Source organism: Bacillus cereus group sp. Bc031, assembly GCF_027716265.1.
Taxonomy (GTDB): Bacteria; Bacillota; Bacilli; order Bacillales; family Bacillaceae_G; genus Bacillus_A; species Bacillus_A paranthracis.
Genome location: NZ_JAQFUL010000064.1, coordinates 1 through 20,301 on the forward strand (window position 1 = coordinate 1; position 20,301 = coordinate 20,301).

Below are 20,301 nucleotides of genomic sequence, written 5' to 3' on the forward strand. Positions count from 1 at the left end.
CCCAAACAACGATTTAGCCGTTCATAATGGGGAATTTCATTTCGTTGAAATTGGGGAAATTTGAATCGTTGTTGACATTTTGATCAAACTTTTTTCAAAATGCGAGTTTTTCTTCTATTATAAAATCAACATTTGTAGCACTATTTTGATTAAACTTTATTCCAAACCAACATATATTGTAGTTTTGAAATAAAGTTAAGACGTTTATAAAAAAGGTGCGATGCTTTATCTCTTTAATCAAAGAATTGTAAATAAGCTATGATCAAACCTTTTTATAAAACATAAACATAAACCTGTTGGATAAGAAACCATTTTGATTAGACTCTTTCAAAATGGTTTCTTTTTATTCATCATAGAATACGGTTTAACACAGTATTTTTAATCAAACTTTATTTTAAAGCTACACATTGCTTTTTCTTATGGTGAATTTGTTTCTTAGTTATTTCCTGCATTTTATATCATTCACCAATCATGTAATGTTAAGGGAGATGACAAAAGAAAGGAAGAATGTACAAATGAGTATAGTAAAAAACGGAACATTGCAAGTAATTGGAGCAAGCATCTATTATGAGGTGCGTGGCTCGGGTCCAATTCTTCTTTTGATTCATGGTGGGGGTGGTGATGCCGACAAGTTCCATAATGTCGCCGACCATCTTGCTAAATGGTATACCGTTGTTACTTACGATCGTCGTGGTCATTCCCGTAGCAATCTCGTCAATAAAAATGAGGATTACCATGTGCACACGCATAGCGAAGATGCTCATCGGTTGCTAGCTAATCTGACCAAAGAACCGGCTTATGTATTCGGAAGTAGTTCTGGTGCTGTTATCGGACTTGATTTGTGCATACGTCATCCTGAGCAGGTACAGTTACTAATTCCACACGAACCGGTTTTATTACAACTTTTATCTGAAAATGAGTTGAAGCAGGCTATAAATTTCATGGAAGACCTTAAAGGGAATCATCAAAGTGAGGTCATGAAGTTATTGTCAAATATTGATGATAGTAATTCCGAACCATCGAAGGATATGCTAACAGAGCGACTACTTGGCAATTCGATGTATTTCACTGAGTATGAAATCCCGGGAATTCTCAGCTATACTTTAAATATCGATGCATTAAAGTCCCTATTAAAACCTGCATCGATACAGGTACGTCCAGCTGGTGGAAGTATTTCAAGAGAAACTTTTCCTTATCATTGCGCATTCAACTTAGCAGAACACCTCGGAACAGAATTCGCAGAGTTTCCAGGACATCATGTGGGTTATAACACAGTGCATCATAAAGAGTTTGCTGAGAGGTTACATGATGTTATTGAGAATTAATCGGGAAACTATCAATGAGCAGTGTATAAACACAATAGCGCGAATAGATATTCATGGAGTTACAAGACAATACGTAATTTAGGGTTTTGTCTATATGTCTAAATTAATTTCAAAGCATCAGCAGAATATGAACAACTAAAAAAGTAGCTACCTCTCAATTTAAAGGTAGCTGCTTCTTTTTACATAGATTCTATAATTATTTGTCTTTCATACCACTTGTTTAGTTTTCCATTTCCTAAATCTTCTTTATCAACAATAATAGTTTTGGGGTGATTTGATTTGTTAGCTTAATAATTATGTGCTTTCCTCTAATAGAGCCAACGCGAACAATAAAAGCGCTTGCATAATTAAAAATCCGAGTTATAATACTTGTATACAAGTATACTTGATTAACACGAGGTGGATTTATGACGAAATCAATGGAATTTCTTTATCCTGAAAAATGGCTTTCAAAAGCTTCTACAGGTGATCGTGTTGCGAGCGAATTGAGAATGCGCATTATTGCAGGTGCGATTGAAAGCGGTACCATCCTGTCAGAAAATAAAATAGCTGCCGATTTTTCTGTAAGTCGGTCACCCGTTCGTGAAGCATTAAAATTACTAGCTTCTGAAAATATTATTCGCTTAGAAAGAATGGGCGCAGTTGTCATTGGTTTAACCGAGAAAGAAATTGAAGAAATATATGATGTTCGTTTACTTATAGAAACGTTTATCTTTGAGCGACTTGGAAAGATGGACACAAATGATTTAGTAAGAGAACTAAATAAAATAATGGAAATGATGAAAATCGCCATTAAGTATCATGATTCTGATGAATTTTCTTATCAAGATCTCTTATTCCATGAAACGATTATTCGAACCATTGAGCATTCCTACATCCTGATGATTTGGAATAATTTAAAGCCCGTTATGGAAAGCTTAATCCTTTTATCAATGCGTACTCGTTTCAAGGAAAAGTACGAAGATTTTGAACGGATTATTAAAAATCATGAGCTTTATATAAAAGCAATCGAATCAAAAGATCGAGCCCTCATGATTAAGGCCTTACATCAAAACTTTGATGATGTTCAAGGGAAAGTCGAAGACCTCTGGATGTCACAACAAATGTTATCTAAAGGAGTTGAGCAAGGACATGAGTAGCTATATGTTAGGTATAGATATCGGTACAACAAGTACGAAAGCAGTTTTATTTACTGAAAAAGGCGAAGTCATTCAAACCGAGAATATTGGTTATCCACTTCGCACACCGGATATATCCACAGCGGAACAAGATCCAGAAGAGATTTTCCAAGCTGTTTTCCAAGCGATATCAAATATAACGAAACAGCATTCAGATAAAAAACCATCGTTTATTTCATTTAGCAGTGCTATGCATAGTGTCATTGCTATGGATGAAAATGATCAGCCGCTGACACCTTGTATCACTTGGGCAGATAATCGTAGTGAGGCATGGGCACATAAAATCAAAGATGAATTGAATGGCCATGCAGTTTATAGACGAACAGGAACACCTATTCACCCAATGTCACCATTAAGTAAAATTACATGGATTGTGAATGCCCATCCGGAAATTGCGATTAGAACGAAAAAATATATTGGAATTAAAGAATATATCTTCAAAAAATTCTTTGATCAATATGTTGTTGATCATTCCATCGCCTCGTGCATGGGTATGATGAACTTAAAAACGCTAGATTGGGATGAGGAAGCTTTAAAAATTGCTGGTATAACATCAGCTCAATTATCTAAACTCGTACCAACCACCAAAATATTCAGCAACTGCAATCCAGATTTAGCCCAAAAGATTGGTATCGATTCCCAAACATCGTTTGTCATTGGTGCTAGTGATGGGGTGCTTTCTAATCTAGGTGTGAATGCAATTCGGAAAGGGGAGATTGCTGTCACAATTGGAACAAGTGGTGCTATTCGGACCATCATTGATAAACCACAAACAGATACAAAAGGAAGAATATTTTGTTATGCCTTAACAGAAAAGCATTGGGTAATTGGTGGACCAGTAAACAATGGAGGGATGGTCCTTCGCTGGATTCGTGATGAACTTGCTTCATCAGAAGTAGAAACTGCGAAAAGACTAGGAATTGATCCATACGATGTATTAACTAAAATAGCAGAACGCGTGAGACCTGGTGCAGACGGATTATTATTCCATCCGTACCTCGCAGGGGAACGTGCACCATTATGGAATCCAGATGTACGTGGCTCCTTCTTCGGTTTAACGATGTCACATAAGAAGGAACATATGATTCGTGCAGCTTTAGAAGGTGTTATATATAATTTATACACTGTATTTTTAGCATTAACAGAATGTATGGATGGTCCTGTAACTCGTATTCAAGCAACAGGCGGTTTCGCAAGGTCTGACGTTTGGCGACAGATGATGTCCGATATTTTTGCATCTGAAGTCGTTGTTCCAAAGAGCTACGAAAGCTCTTGTCTAGGCGCATGTATATTAGGTCTCTATGCCACAGGAAAAATTGATTCTTTTGAAATCGTTTCCGAAATGGTTGGTAGTACCTACAAACATACACCGAAAGAAGAAGCAACAAAAGAATACAGACAATTACTGCCTATATTTATTAACCTATCAAGGGCACTAGAAGACGATTATACACGCATTGCAAATTATCAAAGAAATTTAATAAAGTAAAATTTTCATCAGTAATCCCCCACGCCTCGCTTCTATCTAAAACACGAGGTGGGGGCCTTACTGCCCACGAATAGCGGGATAAATACAAATACAGCTAAGATTAGGGGGGAACTACGATGCCATTAGTCATTGTAGCAATTGGGATTTTAGCATTACTTTTACTGATTATGCGCTTTAAATTAAACACCTTTATTTCATTAATCATTGTATCAGTCGGGGTTGCTTTAGCACTTGGAATGCCACCAGAAAAGATTTTTAAAACCATTGAAGCGGGATTAGGCGGAACACTTGGGCACTTAGCACTCGTTTTTGGACTTGGTGCGATGTTAGGTAAGTTGCTTTCAGATTCTGGGGGTGCACAACGCATTGCCATGACCCTTGTGAAAAAATTTGGTGAAAAGAACATTCAATGGGCTGTTGTGACTGCCTCATTTATTATCGGGATTGCATTATTTTTTGAAGTAGGATTAGTATTATTAATTCCGATTGTATTTGCAATTTCAAGAGAATTAAAAGTTTCTATCTTATATCTCGGTATTTCGATGGCAGCTGCTTTATCTGTAACACACGGATTTTTACCACCACACCCAGGACCAACTGCTATCGCTGGTGAATTGCATGCAAACATCGGTGAAGTATTACTTTATGGTTTTATGATAGCGGTTCCAACGGTTGTGTTAGCTGGACCTGTATTTACTAAACTTGCAAAAAAACTAGTACCTGAGGCGTTCACAAAAACCGGTAATATACAATCATTGGGTGATCAGAAAGTATTTAAACTTGAAGAAACTCCTGGTTTTGGAATCAGTGTTTTTACCGCTTTACTGCCTGTTCTTTTAATGGCAGTCGCTACAATTATTACTTTGTTGCAAAAAACAATGGGATTCAAAGATAATAGTTTACTAGCAACGATCGAGTTTATTGGGAATGCGGATACTGCCATGTTGATATCCTTACTAGTTGCGATCTATACAATGGGATTGGCAAGAAATATTCCAATCAAAAACGTGATGGAATCTTGTACAACAGCGATCTCGAATATTGGGATGATGCTCTTAATTATTGGTGGAGGCGGCGCTTTCAAACAAGTATTAATTGATGGCGGCGTTGGTAACTATGTAGCCGAATTATTCAAAGGAACTTCCTTATCACCGATCTTGCTCGCATGGATTATCGCTGCCATCTTACGTATTTCATTGGGATCTGCTACGGTTGCTGCATTAACAACTGTCGGTTTAGTGATTCCGATGTTAGGCCAATCTGATGTTAACCTTGCTTTAGTTGTCCTTGCAACAGGGGCTGGTAGTTTAATTGCTTCACACGTGAACGATGCTGGTTTCTGGATGTTCAAAGAGTACTTTGGTTTAAGCATGAAAGAAACATTTGCAACATGGACTTTACTTGAGACTATCGTTTCTGTAGCCGGATTAGGGTTTACTTTATTATTAAGTTTATTTGTATAGATCTTTCTAAACAGTAAAAGGGATACGGAAGCTGTTTAATGTGATTTTTCATAATTAACCAGTTATTTTTCATGATTGATTAATAAGGATGAAAATTTCTCTTTATTTTTTAACTTGATAGTGATGTGCCGTGTCCCTTTAACCTTTTGCACGAATACTGGCAGAGCCTATTGAAATGAAAAAGTTGGATTATTTGATTAAAGTGTTATTTTAGGTATATATACTATAATACAGAGTAACATACATGGAAAGGAACGATAGAATATGGAAAAGTTACAAATTGGAGTTGTTGGTGTGGGCGTTATGGGAAAAAGCCTCGCACTTAACTTTGAGAGCAAAGGGTATTCTGTTGCCCTATATGATATTTCAAAGGAAAAAGTTGATGAAACCATTGAGGAAAACCGTGGTAAAAACTTAGTTGGTACTCATATAGTTGAAGAGTTTGTTAACTCACTTGAATCACCTAGAAAGATTTTATTAATGGTTAATGCGGGGGAAATTACAGATAAAGCGATTGATTCTCTAGTCCCTCACCTCGATAAAGGTGATATTTTAATTGACGGTGGTAATACATACTTTGTCGATACAATTCGCCGAAACAAACGTCTTGCCGAAGAAGGAATCAATTTCATCGGGGCAGGTGTGTCAGGCGGCGAAGAGGGTGCATTGAAGGGACCATCTATTATGCCAGGCGGACAGAAGGATGCATACGAAAAAGTAAAGGATATGCTTGAAAACATCTCTGCAAAAGTGAATAACGAGCCTTGCTGTTCTTATATCGGACCTAATGGGGCAGGACACTATGTAAAGATGGTTCACAATGGTATTGAGTATGGAGATATGCAATTAATTTGTGAAGCATATTTCTTCTTGAAACAAACACTAGATTTGACTGCAGAAGAGTTCCATGAAATATTTGCTGAATGGAATAAAGGTGAACTGAACAGCTATCTAATTGAGATTACAGCCGATATTTTCAAGAAGAAAGATGAAGAAACTGGTAAGCCATTAGTGGATGTTATTCTTGATACTGCAGGACAAAAGGGTACAGGGAAATGGACAAGTCAAAGCGCACTTGATTTAGGTATCTCTCTGCCTATTATCACGGAATCTGTATTTGCACGTTGCATTTCTGCTTTAAAAGAAGAGCGTGTGAACGCAAGCAAAGTTTTATCTGGACCTAAAGATAAAACGGCAATTGGAGTTGAAAAAGCCGAATTAATTGAAGCGGTGCGCCAAGCTTTATATATGAGTAAAATTTGTTCTTATGCACAAGGATTCACGCAATTGAAGGCAGCTTCTGAGGAATATGATTGGAACCTTGATTTTGGCAGCATTTCTATGCTTTGGAGAGGCGGGTGTATTATCCGTGCTGCCTTTTTACAGAACATTAAAGAGGCTTATGAGACTAACACTGACCTACCGAACCTTTTACTTGATCCATACTTTAAAGAAATTGTAGAGTCATATCAAGGTGGATTACGCCAAATTATCTCAATGGCGGTACAACAGGGCATTCCGATACCTGCATTTTCAGCAGCAATTTCTTATTATGACAGCTATCGTACTGCCAAACTACCTGCAAACTTGTTGCAAGCGCAGCGCGATTATTTTGGAGCGCATACGTATAAACGAGTAGATAAAGAAGGTACATTCCATACAAAATGGATATAAAATAAAAAATGGACTAAGATTAAATTCTTAGTCCATTTTTCATTCCACAATTCGTAGGCTATAAGACTCTTACTGATGGAAGTTCACTTTAAACGAATGTATGAATCAAAATGCGTTTATTTTTCCCATTTAGATGAAAACCACATAATCTTTAATTTGAGTGAATAGAACTCTATAGATTAAAGTTTTACTTTATCGGATTCACTTTTATTTATCTGAATTTTCCGTTACTATTTTAAGTATTCGTGAACAATTTCCTTTATTACGACAAAAAAAGACGAGAGATTTATGGACATTACAAGGGGGCATATTGATGAAAGGCAGTGAAAAAACATATTTAAGTATAGAAGAGATTATTTTATTACCAACCTTATCAAGTACCAATATAAGCGATGATGGCAAAAATGTAGCATTTGTTAAGAGGACAGCTAACTGGAAAGACAATACATATAGAAATCATGCATGGATATATGAAAAAGGTAAAGGGCAGAGTTATCCATTAACAAATGGGGATATAGATAGTACATGCCCGTTATGGTCTCCAAATTCTAGGGATATTGCATACCTTAGCCCTGTTGGTAATGGGAAAAATCAAATCTTTGTTAAGTCATTAGATGGTTATGGTGGGGTGCAAATTACTAATGAGGAAGAAGGAATCAGTATATTCAAATGGAATCCTACCGGTAAAGGTTTTTATTATATTACACAGTCAAAAGAATGTGAGGAAATAAAGAAACGTAAGGAGCTATATGGAGATTTTCAACATGTAGGTAAGGAACATCAAAATAATTGTTTATGCTACGTTGAAATAGAAAAAGTGATACAAAATGATAAAGAGGAACGAGAGATTAACGGTGTTTATCAATTAACTGATGGTAAGGATTTTTATATCCATGACTTTGATATTTCAAATGATGGGAAAAAAGTTGTATGTATGGCTACACCAAGCCTAAACGATTATATGAATGGTGATCTATACATATTAGATGTTGAAGCTGAGGAACTACAAAAGATGAATGTAGATAGGTTGTTGGGCGGGAGCGTTTGCTTTTCTCCTGAGGGCAACAAAATATGTTACTCAGCAAGCATAAGAGAGAAGGAGTATTATAGAAGCCATATACAAGAGAGTACATTAGAGATATATGATATGAATACTGGAGAGGTACTTCAGCCCTTAACAAACTTTGATAGTACGGTTATGCCATTACAGTGGACAGCTAAAGGGATTTTAATTAGATGGCAGGATAAAACGAATTATCGTATTGGATTACTAGCTGAAGATGGCACTATGGAAGTATTAAGTGACAACGTAGATGGTTTTATAATGGATGCTTCTATAACAAAGGATGGAAATCATATAACCTATAGTAAAGCTATAACAAATGAGACCTTTGAAATCTATTTGGACGATAAAAAAATAACGAATGAAAATAGCTTTTTCGAAGGGAAGCTTAAAAGCAACAGGGAAATCATCTCATGGCAAAGTAGTGATGGTCTTAAAATAGAGGGTGTTTTATCAAGACCAGTAGAGTTTGACTCAAATAAAAAATATCCTTTATTAGTAGTAATTCACGGAGGTCCGGCTTGGGCATCTTTTCCGATATTTTCAGACTGCTTCAATGAGAAATATCCGATTGAACAGTTTGTTGAAAAAGGCTTTATCGTTTTAGAGCCAAACTATAGAGGAAGTTCTGGTTATGGCAATGAATTTTTAAAAGCGAACTACAGAAAACAAGGGCTTGCTGATTACGATGATGTTATATCTGGAGTGGATGAACTAGTTGAAAAAGGGATTGTAGATAAAGATAGAGTAGGAGTTATGGGATGGAGTAACGGAGGATATATATCAGCTTTCTGTGCTACATTTAGTAGCAGATTTAAGGCAATTTCAGTTGGGGGCGGAATTACGAACTGGAGTACTCATTACGTAAATACAGATATCCCTTACTTCATTAGGATGCATTTAGGAAATACTCCATGGAATGATCCAGATATATATACGAAAACATCACCAATGACGTATATTAAATTAGCTTGTACACCTACCTTAATCCAACATGGCGAAAAGGATGCAAGAATTCCAGTTACAAATGCATATGAGTTATATGAAGGATTAAGAGATATGGAAGTTGATACAGAACTAATTATATTTAAAGAAATGGCATATAGTTCTGATCAGCCAGGAATTCATGTAGCTATTATGAAGCAGAACTTGATGTGGTTTTCACACTATATACTTGGGGAAAGTATGAAAGATTTTAGAACTATATAATAGATATCCGCGCAGGGATTTTCCGTTGGGTAATCGGGTCAGATTGTTGAAAAAGAGATTCAACAAATTATATAATTTGTTGTAAACTAAACTATTATTGAAGAGATTTAAGTGAGTATAAAGAAACGTAATTCGGAGGACGAATATGACAGCGAATAAAAATGAGTTATCTGTAGAACAACGTGAAGAACTAATAAAAGTATTACAAGCTCGTTTTGAGAAAAACATGACCCGCCATGAAGGTCTTGAATGGGCTAAAGTTGAAGCGAAGATAGAAGCTAATGCTGAAAAATTATGGTCACTTAATGAAATGGAAGTAACAGGCGGTGAGCCGGATGTTGTTGGATATGACAAAGAGAAGGACGAGTATACTTTCTATGATTGTTCAAAGGAGAGTCCTAAAGGTCGTAGAAGCCTTTGTTATGATCTTGAAGCGTTAGAATCAAGAAAGAAGCATAAACCAGAAAATAACGTTATTGATGTGGCAGCCGCTATGGGTATTGAACTATTAACTGAAGAACAATATCGAGAGTTACAACAACTTGGAGATTTTGATATGAAATCATCAAGTTGGGTACAAACACCTTCAGATATTAGAGAGATTGGTGGAGCTCTATTTTGCGATTATCGCTTCGGACATGTTTTTGTGTACCACAATGGAGCAGACTCTTATTATGCTGCCAGAGGTTTTCGTGGCTCGTTAAGAGTTTAAATTTGGAGTAAATAAAAAAGAGCCTATACGCAGGCTCTTTTTCTTATTTATATTTTAAGAGTAAACCGTTACTACGCAGTTTTACTTAATTTATATGTTCCGTGGTTGTTTTTACGGAAAAGTTTTGGGAAAACATAGCCATCTAATCCAATGCGTCCAGCATTCTGTCCTGCAACTAAAATGAACATAGTTAAAATAAGCAGGTTTGGGTTTACACTAACAGTTCCGCTTAATAAAAATGCAAGATTCATTATGATTCCGAAAAATGCAGCTGTTTTTGTTAATCCGCCTAAAATTAAACCTAGACCTACTAAAATTTCTCCCCATTGAACTAAAAAGCTAAATAGGTCTGCATTTGGAAGAACAAAGTGTTGAAGGAAATCTGCCCACCAACTTTGTACGGCAGGGTGGTCACCTGATGCTTGAGCAATAGCGCCCTTTAGAAAACCACTTGCATCAAAAGATTGTCCAAAGACTTTGCCGATTCCAGCAGCGAGCCATGTATATCCTATGTAAAGTCGTAAAAATAATAATAATATGAAAGCAGCACGTTTATCAGTTCTTAAAAAATTGATAACCATTGAAATCCCTCCAATATTGTATTTACAAGTTTATTATATATCTATTGTGAAAAAATTCACAATAGATATAATGTGAACAAATATATGATTTTTTATTTATAAAATTGCACCTAAAATATTATGAAGTTTATTTTTGAAAATTAAGCAATAAATGAGAGATGGGAGCTATCTATTGTAGCGGATAGCTCCCGTAGTAAACAGGTTTATGTGTGTTCTTTAAGTTCATCTGGGTGTTCCTTATTATTTCTCTGGTTTTATATAAGGAACAATTTGTGCAGTAACCCCTACAGAAGCACCACGAATAAAGTTTTGGTTTTCTAATGCCTTAAAGTTTTCTGTTTTTCCTGTTAGCATAACACCTAAAATCTTCACTTGATCAAATGGTTTGTTTTCATTTGATTTTAAAAACTTTTGAATGTCCTTGTCATACCTATCATTATATTGTTTAAGGGAATCAAAGAACCCTTTGTACGATTCTTCGAGAGGGGTTCCTGGCTCAAATCCATAAACTGGCATACCGGCAGGACCTCCGCTTTCATCTCTAATAGGTGAGACCATATATAGCCATACGATATTTAAGTTGTCTGGTATTTTTGTTTGAATTTCTTTTAATGTATAAGGTTGATCGAAAGAGATAGCGACTTCCGCAACATAGTTTTCCATTTTGGAAACTGCACTTAATTCATTTTTGACTCCATCGTAATATTCCTTGATAGCTGGATTATAAAATGTGGCAACTTTATTTTTCGTTTGTTTATCGTAATTATAAGACTCTGTATTAGACCTCCCCCAATGAGTTGCTGGTATTACCTCATTGTAATCGATGTTAGAGCGAAACCAATCGTAAGGGCTTGTCAGTGTATTCCATTTCACTACGTAACCATTAATATTTTTAGAACGATTTGATGTAATATTGCCGCCAAACATAGAGGAGCTACTCGTTACTTGAGAATCAATTTGTACATTCGGTTCTGCAATTGAATTATATAAAAAGAGTTGTTCGTGAAGCCTCATAGAGCCTTTCGCTGCGAAGTAATTACCCACTTTATAAATGATAGGGATAAGTATGATGACAACGAGAATAGAAGTAATGATGATTTTAAGTAACTGTTTCCTTTTAGCTTTTTTTAATGCATCTTTTAAAGAAGTATCCATTAAGGTTTTCCTCCTACTGTAGAATGAATTGTTTTACGTGCGCGATGTAACTTTTGTTTGACGCTGTTTACTCGAATATCTAGTATTAGTGCGATTTCTTCATATGTAAAATCATAATAATACTTTAAAAAGAAGGCTTCTTTGTATTCTAGTTTTATATCTTTTAATAGATAGAAAATCTCATATTTATTTAAAACAGTATCCAATTCCCGGTCTGTATATTGTAATTTTGAATAAATCTCTTCAGTTAAATAGATGTTCTGTTGCTCTTTTTTTCTCTTTAAGTCAATGTATTCATTTAATGCGACTCTGAAAAACCATGGACGTATGTTATCGTCGGTTAAGCTATCTAGCAATGTGTATACTTTATAGAAGGTATTTTGGATGATGTCTTCCGCATCTTCTTTTATAGCCCCTTTCGCTAATAATAGTTTGAACACTTCCTCTCCTAAATTGATAAGATAGGAGGTTAATATATTTTCTTTTCCCATCATTTTTCCTCCCTACACTTATACAACGAATAGGTAATAGTAAATGTATACACTTAAATGCAAATTTGTTATTAACTACGGTTTATAGTACATGATACTTCATGAATAGGAGTAATTATTTCGTTTTTTGAAATATTAAATCTTTAATGTTAAAATGAAATTTAGAGATATATGGAAAGGAGACAAGGACTCAATATGTGGATGAACTTGTAATGATTCGAAATTAGATAGATGAATTTTTCTCTCATAAGTGAGGGGGTATTTAGCTATCTGTAAATCATGCAAGGACTGCATATTTGGCTTGTGCATCCCCTTTGTAAGGATAGATACGTATGTGGGGAAATTCATATCTCTTATATAAAATATGCGTCCTTTAAAATTGGAGGAGTATATGATGAATCAATTAAAACATAAAGTAGCAGTTGTTACAGGTGTAAGTCGTTTAGATGGTATAGGCGCAGCAATTTGTAAAGAATTAGCTGAAGCAGGATACGATATATTTTTTACGTATTGGACAGAGTATGATAAAGAGATGCCTTGGGGCGTTGATCAAAGTGAACAAATACAATTACAAGAAGAGTTACTAAAAAACGGTGTGAAAGTATCGAGTATGGAGTTAGATTTAACTCAGAATGATGCACCGAAAGAGCTTATAAATAAAGTTACTGAACAACTAGGCTACCCTCATATATTAATTAATAATGCAGCGTATTCTACGAATAATGATTTCTCTAATTTGACTGCTGAAGAATTAGATAAGCACTACATGGTCAATATTCGTGCGACTACATTATTAAGTAGTCAATTTGCCCGAGGGTTTGATAAGAAATCTGGTGGTAGAATTGTGAATATGACTTCGGGACAATTTCAAGGGCCTATGGTTGGAGAACTAGCGTATGCAACAACGAAGGGGGCTATTGATGCTCTTACTAGTTCGTTGTCAGCCGAGGTAGCTCATTTAGGAATAACAGTGAATGCAATTAACCCAGGTCCAACTGATACAGGCTGGATGACTGAAGAGATAAAGCGAGGATTAAAACCGATGTTTCCATTTGGTAGAATTGGTGAACCAAAGGATGCAGCAAGACTTATTAAGTTTTTAGTAAGTGAAGAAGCGGAATGGATTACTGGACAAGTTATTCATTCAGAAGGTGGATTCAAAAGGTAAAAAGAAGGTATCTCACCCTGGTGAGATACCTTCTTTTTTAATCTTTCTTCAATCTTCGCGCAATACCATTCCCTAAAGACTGTAATCCTTGAACGAGGATAATTAAAATAAAGACAGTTGCATACATTACTTCAGGTTCATAGCGTAAATGTCCGAATCGATATGCTAAATCCCCTAGCCCACCAGCGCCTACAAGACCAGCCATTGCTGTTGCGCCGATTAAGCCAATCGTTGCAATTGTTAATCCAAGTACAAGGGAGGGACGAGCTTCTTTCACCATGACGTGCCAAATAATTTTTATAGTAGAAACGCCCATCGCTTGGTAAGCTTCAATCACACCACGATCGACTTCTAATAATGCGGTCTCCATCAATCTTGCGATATAGGGAGCAGTGAAGACGACAAGCGGTACGATAACACCTTGTACACCAATGGATGTTCCCATTAGAAATTTTGTAAAAGGTAGAATGAAGAATAATAGGATGATAAATGGAAGAGAGCGAATGATATTAATAATTGTATTAAGAATTGGATAAATGATTTTGTTTTCTCGCTGTCCACCAGGTCTCGTTAAAACAAGTGTGACACCAAGTGGCAGTGCAATAAGGATCGAGATGAGTAATGAAATAGATGTCATTTGAAAAGTTTGTATGGTCGCCTCCCATATAACTTTACCCCATTCATCCAAAAAGGACTTGTTTTCCATGGTCTGTTCTACCTCCTTCTACGATGATTCCCTGTTCTTGTAAAAATGATAAAGCACGGTTGATTTCATTTTGTTCCCCTTGCATATGGATGATAAGTTTCCCGTATGCTTCATGTTTTAATTGAGTAATATTACCGGATAAAATATTCGGATATACTTGGAATCGTTTTGTAGCGACAGCTAATGCTGGTTCTCCTGAAGAATTTCCTATAAAAGAAAGAGTTACAATTTCACCAGTAGTTTGAAGTTCTTTTTGTACCTCTTCTGGAATTTTCGCTGCAAATGCGCTATTTACAAATTTCTTCGTTGTTACATGTTGTGGGTTTGTAAAAATATCTTTCACAGTCCCGCTTTCAACTACTGCTCCATGTTCCATAACAGCAACTCGGTCGCATATACGCTGGATGACATTCATTTCATGTGTAATTAATAAAATTGTAATCCCGATTTCCTCATTAATCTTTAATAATAGGTCAAGAATAGAATCAGTTGTTTCTGGATCTAAAGCGCTCGTTGCTTCATCACTTAATAACACTTCCGGTTCATGTGATAGTGCACGCGCGATGGCTACACGTTGTTTCTGGCCACCAGAAAGTTCACTTGGATAGGCGTCTTTTCGATTAAAGAGATCGACAATACGTAAATACTTTTCTACCCTTTTTTCAATTTCTACTTTTGGAATGCCAGCAAGGCGTAAAGGTAGTGCGATATTTTCATAGACGGTAACGGTTTTAAGTAAATTGAACCCTTGAAAAATCATCCCGATTTTTTGTCTCGCTTTTGCTAGTTCTTTTGTAGACAGTGTTGTTAAATCTTGCTCGTTTACAATAATATTTCCTGTTGTTGGTTTTTCTAATAAATTTACACAGCGAATTAATGTACTTTTGCCAGCGCCGCTATATCCAATGATTCCAAATACTTCGCCCTTTTTTACTTGGAGGGAAGTAGACTTAAGAGCTTCCACATTCTCCTTTTTTGTTGTAAATACTTTGGATACATTTTTTAATTCAATCATTATCGTCAGCTCCTACCAAGACGGTAAAACAGAACCATCAAATTTTTTATCGATAAATTCTTTTACTTCTTTAGATTGATAAGCTTTCTTTAATTTATTTAAAACAGCATCATCTTTATTTTCAGTACGAACAACGACCCAGTTCACATATGGTGAATCTTTTCCTTCGCGGAAGATAGAATCTTTCGCAGGGCTTAATTTTGCGCCTAATGCAAAGTTTGTATTAATGGCAGCTGCTTTCACTTCACTTAGTTGTGTTGGTAATTGAGATGCCTCTAATTCAACGATCTTTAAATTTTTTGGATTTTCAATTACATCTTTTGCAGTCGCTTTTTCTGTCGCTTTTGGATCCACTTTTAAAACCCCTGCTTTTTCAAATAGTTTTAAAGCTCGAAGTTCATTCGTTGGATCATTTGGTACAGCAATTGCATCGCCCTCTTTTAATTCTTTTACATCCTTTAAGCTTTTTGAATATACGCCCATAGGGAATGTTACTGTTGAAAATACTTCAGTTAGTTTCATATTACGTTCAGCTTTAAATACGTCTAAATATGATTTTGTTTGATAGCTATTTACATCAAGGCTTTTTTCATCGAGGGATACGTTCGGTGCTACATAATCATTAAATACTTTTATATCAATTTCGAGACCGTCTTTCGCTGCTACTTCTTTTACCTTTTCAAAAATTTGTTCATGTGGCCCTCCTGTTACACCGACAGTAATCTTTTTCTCATCTAACGCTTTTACTTCTTTATCTGAACTCCCGCTACATGCGCTTAATAATAATACAGCCCCACTTACAATGCTTAATAGTACTTTCTTCATCTATAATTCCCCCTTAAATATACGTTCCAAAATAAAAGCACCTCTCAAAAATAAGAGAGGTGCCGAATAGACAAAATAGATTCCTCTCTTATCTTCCAAAACGAGAACTCGTTTTGCAGGAATTAGCACCTTAGCTTATACGTTATAAGCTCGGTTGCCGGGCATCATCGGGCCAGTCCCTCCGCCACTCTTGATAAGAGTATGTGTATGTAGTTTTTTTAATATGGTACTAATAGTAAATCTTACAAAAAGAATTGTCAACGTTATTTTCTGAATATATTTTATTTTAAGGTAATCGAAACGTTCCCCTTTTTATGCCCTTTTTCTACATATATATGAGCTTCAGCAATTTCTTCTAATCGGTAAGTTCTATCAATAACAGGCTTTAAATTTTCTGTTTCAGTTAGTTTTTTTAGTAGAAACATATCTTCTTTACTTACCTTTGCCATCATTCCATTAACAGATACATATATTCCATTAGGTGTTAATACTTGTTTACAAAGGGATTTTTTATATTTTCCAACTGCATCAAATATAACATCATAGTATTCCCCCTGCTTAGTAAAATCTTCTTTCGTATAATCGATTACTTTGTCGGCCCCTAAAGATTGCACGAGTTCAAAATTTGAATGACTACAAACAGCTGTAACGGTTGCGCCGAAATATTTAGCAAGTTGTACGGCAGCTGTTCCTACTGATCCAGATGCGCCATATATTAGTACTTGTTGCCCCCTTTTTATACGGGCCTTTCTTAGGAAGTGTAGTGCCGAAGTTGCGCCAAAGGGAATAACTGCTGCTTCCTCATACGTTACATTGGTAGGTTTTAATGCTACTAATCCACTTTCATGTACACATGTATATTCTGCATAACCACCGACATTAAGCTCTGTTAATGCAAAAATTTGATCTCCTTTTTTAAATTGAGTTACATCTGTTCCTATTTCTTCGATTTCGCCGGATAACTCTACACCGAGTATAGGCTTTCTCGGTTTTCTAAAACCTAATATGATTCGCATAGGAATCCAAAATAAGAGAGGGCTATTAAACCCACGTATTCTACAATCTCCAGTCGTTACACTCGTTGCGTGAATCTTGACTAATACTTCGTTCTTTTTAGGTATAGGTTTCTCTATATTTTGAAGCTGAAGAACGTTAGGTGGTCCATACTGTGTGCAAATGATCGCCTTCATAATGACCTCCTGAAATGAGTTGTCGTTATTTACATCATATTTAAACTCTTCATTAAACATGTCGCTATATAGCGAATATAGATTGAAATTTATATAGATTCATAGGAAAAGAGATGATATTATTTTGGGAAAGGGGGGCGGAATTATGAAAAAAATTATTTTTATTTCAAGTTTAGTGCTTGCAATCAGTCTAGGGGTAGGATGTAGTAATGAGAAAACAGCAAAGACGGATGAGCCGAAAAAAGAATCCGTTCAAAAAGAAAAGGAATTAACGGCGAAAGATGTTTTCAAGAAAACGAATGAAGCTTTTAAAAATGAAGAACATGTAACGATGACATATGGTGTAGGGGTAAAAGCTGAGGGAACAGAGATGGATATATTAAAGGCTAAGATGCAATTAGAGCCAAAGACAAAGAATTCTCGTTCTGAAATGAATATTTCCGGTACAGATGTTGTAGTGTATACTGTGGATGGTAAAGTTGCTGGTGAGGTAAAAAACCCTAATACAGGAGAAGTTATAACCGTACCAGAGGAGCAATTAAACGCTGGTGGAATGAAAGCGACCCAAGATATTATAGATAAATTAGAAGTACCGGAAGTAGTTTTAGATAAAATGAAGCTGGAGAAAAGCGGAGATAAATATAAACTGAAATTTACATTAAAAGGGCAAGAAACAGAAAGTATGTTAACTAGCATGGATGAAACGCAGAAGAAAATGTTACAAGCACAAAATGCGAAGATAGAAGAAGTGGATGCAGAATATATCATTACAAAAGATTTTAAATATGAATCAGCAAAGATAGACATGATTATGAGTAGTAATGGAAAGGATAAAGCACACATTATTACGAACGCAAAATATACGTCGTATGAAAAGTTTGACCCAATACAATTGCCAGCAGCAAAGTAACAGTTTTGATGAGGAGGGACCTAAAATAAGGTCCCTCTTTTTTGTATTCTTTCTTCATAGGAAAATAGGTACAATATAAAGAGGCAAAGATGTAGAAGAGGAGAGTGTCATTTGAAAAAAGGAAAGATAGCGGTGGTCATTGTAGCATATACTGTTTTGTTTGCAACATCTGTACATACATATAAAAAACAACTCGATCATCCTATTATGAGTGATGTAGGTAAATTGCTTCCGACAAAAATAAAACGTGTTGAAAGTGCTACTGATGAGCAATCGTTAATAAAATTAGTGCAAGATGCGAATGTTTCTGGAGAGAAGATTTCTATTGCTGGTATGCAACATAGTCAGGGCGGGCAGACGTATTATCCACATGGTACGATGCTTGATTTGAAAGGGTATAATAAAATATTAGAATTTGATCCAGAGAAGAAGCGCATTACAGTTCAAAGTGGTGTCACGTGGAATGATATTCAGAAGAAAATAAATCCATATGGTCTTGCTGTTCAGGTGATGCAATCGCAAAATATTTTTACGGTTGGTGGTTCATTAAGTGTAAATGTACATGGTCGTGATATTCGTCATGAGGCATTGATTGATACAGTCGAATCATTTCGATTACTAATGGCAGATGGCACTGTACGTAATGTAAGTAGAGAAGAGAATGCGGATTTATTTCCTTACGTCATTGGCGGTTATGGGTTATTTGGTGTCATTTTAGATGTGACTTTAAAGTTAACAAATGATGAATTATATGAAACGCATACGAAAATGCTAGATTATAAAGAATACACGTCTTATTTCAAAGAAAAAGTGAAAAAAGATGCTAATGTTCGTATGCACTTAGCTCGTATTTCTGTTGCTCCAAATTCATTCTTAAGAGAAATGTATGTGACAGATTATACATTGGCACAAAATCAAAATATGAGGGAAGAGTATAGTGAACTAAAAGAAGAAACTATTATAGCAGCGCCGAAATTTTTACTTGGATTATCACGCTATAGTGATTGGGGAAAGAATACGTTTTGGGATATACAAAGAAGTTATTTCGAACGTACAGATGGAAAGTATGAGACGCGAAATAATGTTATGAGGTCAGATAGTGCCTTTATGGAATATGAAAATCCGAATAGGACAGAGGTGTTACAAGAATATTTTGTGCCTATAGATTCTTTCACGGAATACATAGATAATTTACGTAACGTATTAAATGAAGAAGAGTTTAATTTGCTCAATATTACGATTCGTTACGTGGAAAAGAATGAAAATGCAGTTTTATCCTATGCGAAAGGTGATATGTTTGCACTGGTTCTTTTAATTAATCAAGGGCGTTCTGAAAATGAGATAAAGAAAACAGAGGATGTTATTCAGAAGATGATTGATGTTACGTTAAAGCATAACGGTAGTTATTATTTACCGTATTATTCTTATCCAACGAAAGAGCAGTTAAAGAGAGCATATCCTCGTATAGAAGAATTTCTTCAGAAGAAAAAAGAAGCGGATCCAAAAGAGAGATTTGTGAATTTATTTTATAGGGAGTATACGAAATGACATATAGAAGATTTGTAGCTTCACAAAGCATCATTATGATGGCAGGAAGTATGGTATTTCCTTTTTACATTCTATTGCTTCGGAATGTTGGAAATAACTTCTCACAGTTTGGCTGGGCATATGGCTTATTTGCCTTAACTTCAGCTCTAGTATATCCGTTAGTTGGAAGAATATCTGATAGAGTAGGTGATAGAAAGTTACTAATTATATACGCCTGGTCTATGGCAATATTAATGCTTTGTTTTCCTATTGCAACAGAAGTATGGCATGTATACATTCTTCAAATTTTAATGGGTATTTTAGGGGCTGTGCAGCGTAATACGGAGAAGACTTCGTTAGCACGAAAAGTTGTACAAGAAAATGCTGGTTATGAGATTGGAAAATATCATGTGTGGACATCGATTGGAGGAGCAGTAGCAATTATTGCAACAGGATATTTAGTAGATTTCTTTACGATCGGCACGATTTTTTATATTGCATCTATCTTATATGTAGTGAGCGGAGTTGTACTAAGTAGTAAAAAAATATAATAATTCCCATTTTTACCTGAATAACCTTTATTTGTTATACTAAAGGGGAAGACAAAAGAAAAGGGGACA

At 35.6% G+C, this 20,301-nt stretch carries 18 protein-coding genes and 1 riboswitch; of the genes, 11 read left to right on the plus strand and 7 right to left on the minus strand.

The window, feature by feature from the left end; all coding sequences use genetic code 11:
- Positions 1–515: 515 nt before the first annotated feature.
- The 7 genes from PDQ33_RS20950 to PDQ33_RS20980 all read left to right on the plus strand — a co-directional run bounded on the left by PDQ33_RS20950 (position 516) and on the right by PDQ33_RS20980 (position 10,113).
- Entirely contained in the window at positions 516–1,325 is an 810-nt protein-coding gene (locus PDQ33_RS20950; RefSeq protein WP_061130842.1) for an alpha/beta fold hydrolase, read from the plus strand.
- Positions 1,326–1,732: 407 nt separating this feature from the next.
- Positions 1,733–2,464 carry a gluconate operon transcriptional repressor GntR gene (gene gntR / locus PDQ33_RS20955; protein WP_000167471.1) on the plus strand — a complete coding sequence of 244 codons (732 nt, stop codon included), beginning with the start codon at positions 1,733–1,735 and terminating at the stop codon, positions 2,462–2,464.
- Positions 2,457–3,992 (plus strand): gluconokinase, encoded by a 1,536-nt coding sequence (gene gntK / locus PDQ33_RS20960; protein WP_061130843.1) that lies wholly within the window; start codon positions 2,457–2,459, stop codon positions 3,990–3,992. The genes gntR and gntK overlap by 8 nt, the downstream gene beginning before the upstream one ends.
- 116 nt (positions 3,993–4,108) lie before the next feature.
- Complete coding sequence (gene gntP / locus PDQ33_RS20965) at positions 4,109–5,455, plus strand: gluconate permease GntP (RefSeq protein ID WP_001131721.1); 1,347 nt, start codon at positions 4,109–4,111, stop codon at positions 5,453–5,455.
- 264 nt (positions 5,456–5,719) lie between these two features.
- Positions 5,720–7,129: an NADP-dependent phosphogluconate dehydrogenase gene (gene gndA, locus PDQ33_RS20970; protein WP_000413557.1), complete on the plus strand. Its 1,410-nt coding sequence runs from the start codon at positions 5,720–5,722 to the stop codon at positions 7,127–7,129.
- A 313-nt stretch (positions 7,130–7,442) separates the two neighbouring features.
- Entirely contained in the window at positions 7,443–9,401 is a 1,959-nt protein-coding gene (locus PDQ33_RS20975) for a S9 family peptidase (protein ID WP_270756521.1), read from the plus strand.
- A 145-nt stretch (positions 9,402–9,546) separates the two neighbouring features.
- On the plus strand, positions 9,547–10,113 hold the full coding sequence (locus PDQ33_RS20980) for a DUF4256 domain-containing protein (protein WP_061130845.1): 567 nt from the start codon (positions 9,547–9,549) through the stop codon (positions 10,111–10,113).
- A 71-nt stretch (positions 10,114–10,184) separates the two neighbouring features.
- Here the strand turns inward: PDQ33_RS20980 and PDQ33_RS20985 are convergent, their stop codons facing one another.
- From PDQ33_RS20985 to PDQ33_RS20995, 3 genes are all read right to left on the minus strand, one after another.
- Positions 10,185–10,694: a DoxX family membrane protein gene (locus PDQ33_RS20985; protein ID WP_270756520.1), complete on the minus strand. Its 510-nt coding sequence runs from the start codon at positions 10,692–10,694 to the stop codon at positions 10,185–10,187.
- 240 nt (positions 10,695–10,934) lie between these two features.
- On the minus strand, positions 10,935–11,849 hold the full coding sequence (locus PDQ33_RS20990) for a sigma factor regulator N-terminal domain-containing protein (protein ID WP_061130847.1): 915 nt from the start codon (positions 11,847–11,849) through the stop codon (positions 10,935–10,937).
- Positions 11,849–12,340, minus strand: coding sequence for an RNA polymerase sigma factor (locus PDQ33_RS20995; protein ID WP_270394472.1), 492 nt, complete (start codon positions 12,338–12,340; stop codon positions 11,849–11,851). The genes PDQ33_RS20990 and PDQ33_RS20995 overlap by 1 nt, the downstream gene beginning before the upstream one ends.
- Before the next feature lie 391 nt (positions 12,341–12,731).
- On the opposite strand from PDQ33_RS20995, the gene PDQ33_RS21000 reads away from it, so the two are divergent.
- Positions 12,732–13,508 carry an SDR family oxidoreductase gene (locus PDQ33_RS21000; RefSeq protein WP_002170348.1) on the plus strand — a complete coding sequence of 259 codons (777 nt, stop codon included), beginning with the start codon at positions 12,732–12,734 and terminating at the stop codon, positions 13,506–13,508.
- Positions 13,509–13,545: 37 nt separating this feature from the next.
- Here PDQ33_RS21000 and PDQ33_RS21005 read toward each other — a convergent pair whose 3' ends face one another.
- The 4 genes from PDQ33_RS21005 to PDQ33_RS21020 all read right to left on the minus strand — a co-directional run bounded on the left by PDQ33_RS21005 (position 13,546) and on the right by PDQ33_RS21020 (position 17,244).
- On the minus strand, positions 13,546–14,214 hold the full coding sequence (locus tag PDQ33_RS21005) for a methionine ABC transporter permease (RefSeq protein WP_000428874.1): 669 nt from the start codon (positions 14,212–14,214) through the stop codon (positions 13,546–13,548).
- Complete coding sequence (locus PDQ33_RS21010) at positions 14,189–15,229, minus strand: methionine ABC transporter ATP-binding protein (RefSeq protein ID WP_061130849.1); 1,041 nt, start codon at positions 15,227–15,229, stop codon at positions 14,189–14,191. The genes PDQ33_RS21005 and PDQ33_RS21010 overlap by 26 nt, the downstream gene beginning before the upstream one ends.
- Before the next feature lie 12 nt (positions 15,230–15,241).
- Positions 15,242–16,054: a MetQ/NlpA family ABC transporter substrate-binding protein gene (locus PDQ33_RS21015; protein WP_000757002.1), complete on the minus strand. Its 813-nt coding sequence runs from the start codon at positions 16,052–16,054 to the stop codon at positions 15,242–15,244.
- Between the two features lie 85 nt (positions 16,055–16,139).
- A riboswitch (SAM riboswitch) is annotated at positions 16,140–16,254 on the minus strand.
- Positions 16,255–16,335: 81 nt separating this feature from the next.
- On the minus strand, positions 16,336–17,244 hold the full coding sequence (locus PDQ33_RS21020; RefSeq protein WP_000643888.1) for an NAD(P)-dependent alcohol dehydrogenase: 909 nt from the start codon (positions 17,242–17,244) through the stop codon (positions 16,336–16,338).
- A gap of 145 nt (positions 17,245–17,389) precedes the next feature.
- On the opposite strand from PDQ33_RS21020, the gene PDQ33_RS21025 reads away from it, so the two are divergent.
- The 3 genes from PDQ33_RS21025 (at position 17,390) to PDQ33_RS21035 (ending at position 20,232) form a co-directional block, all read left to right on the plus strand.
- Positions 17,390–18,154, plus strand: a complete 765-nt coding sequence (locus tag PDQ33_RS21025; protein ID WP_000720045.1) for a DUF6612 family protein — start codon at positions 17,390–17,392, stop codon at positions 18,152–18,154.
- 111 nt (positions 18,155–18,265) lie between these two features.
- Complete coding sequence (locus PDQ33_RS21030; protein ID WP_061130850.1) at positions 18,266–19,702, plus strand: FAD-binding oxidoreductase; 1,437 nt, start codon at positions 18,266–18,268, stop codon at positions 19,700–19,702.
- Positions 19,699–20,232, plus strand: a complete 534-nt coding sequence (locus PDQ33_RS21035; RefSeq protein ID WP_270756519.1) for an MFS transporter — start codon at positions 19,699–19,701, stop codon at positions 20,230–20,232. The genes PDQ33_RS21030 and PDQ33_RS21035 overlap by 4 nt, the downstream gene beginning before the upstream one ends.
- The last annotated feature ends 69 nt before the right edge of the window (positions 20,233–20,301 follow it).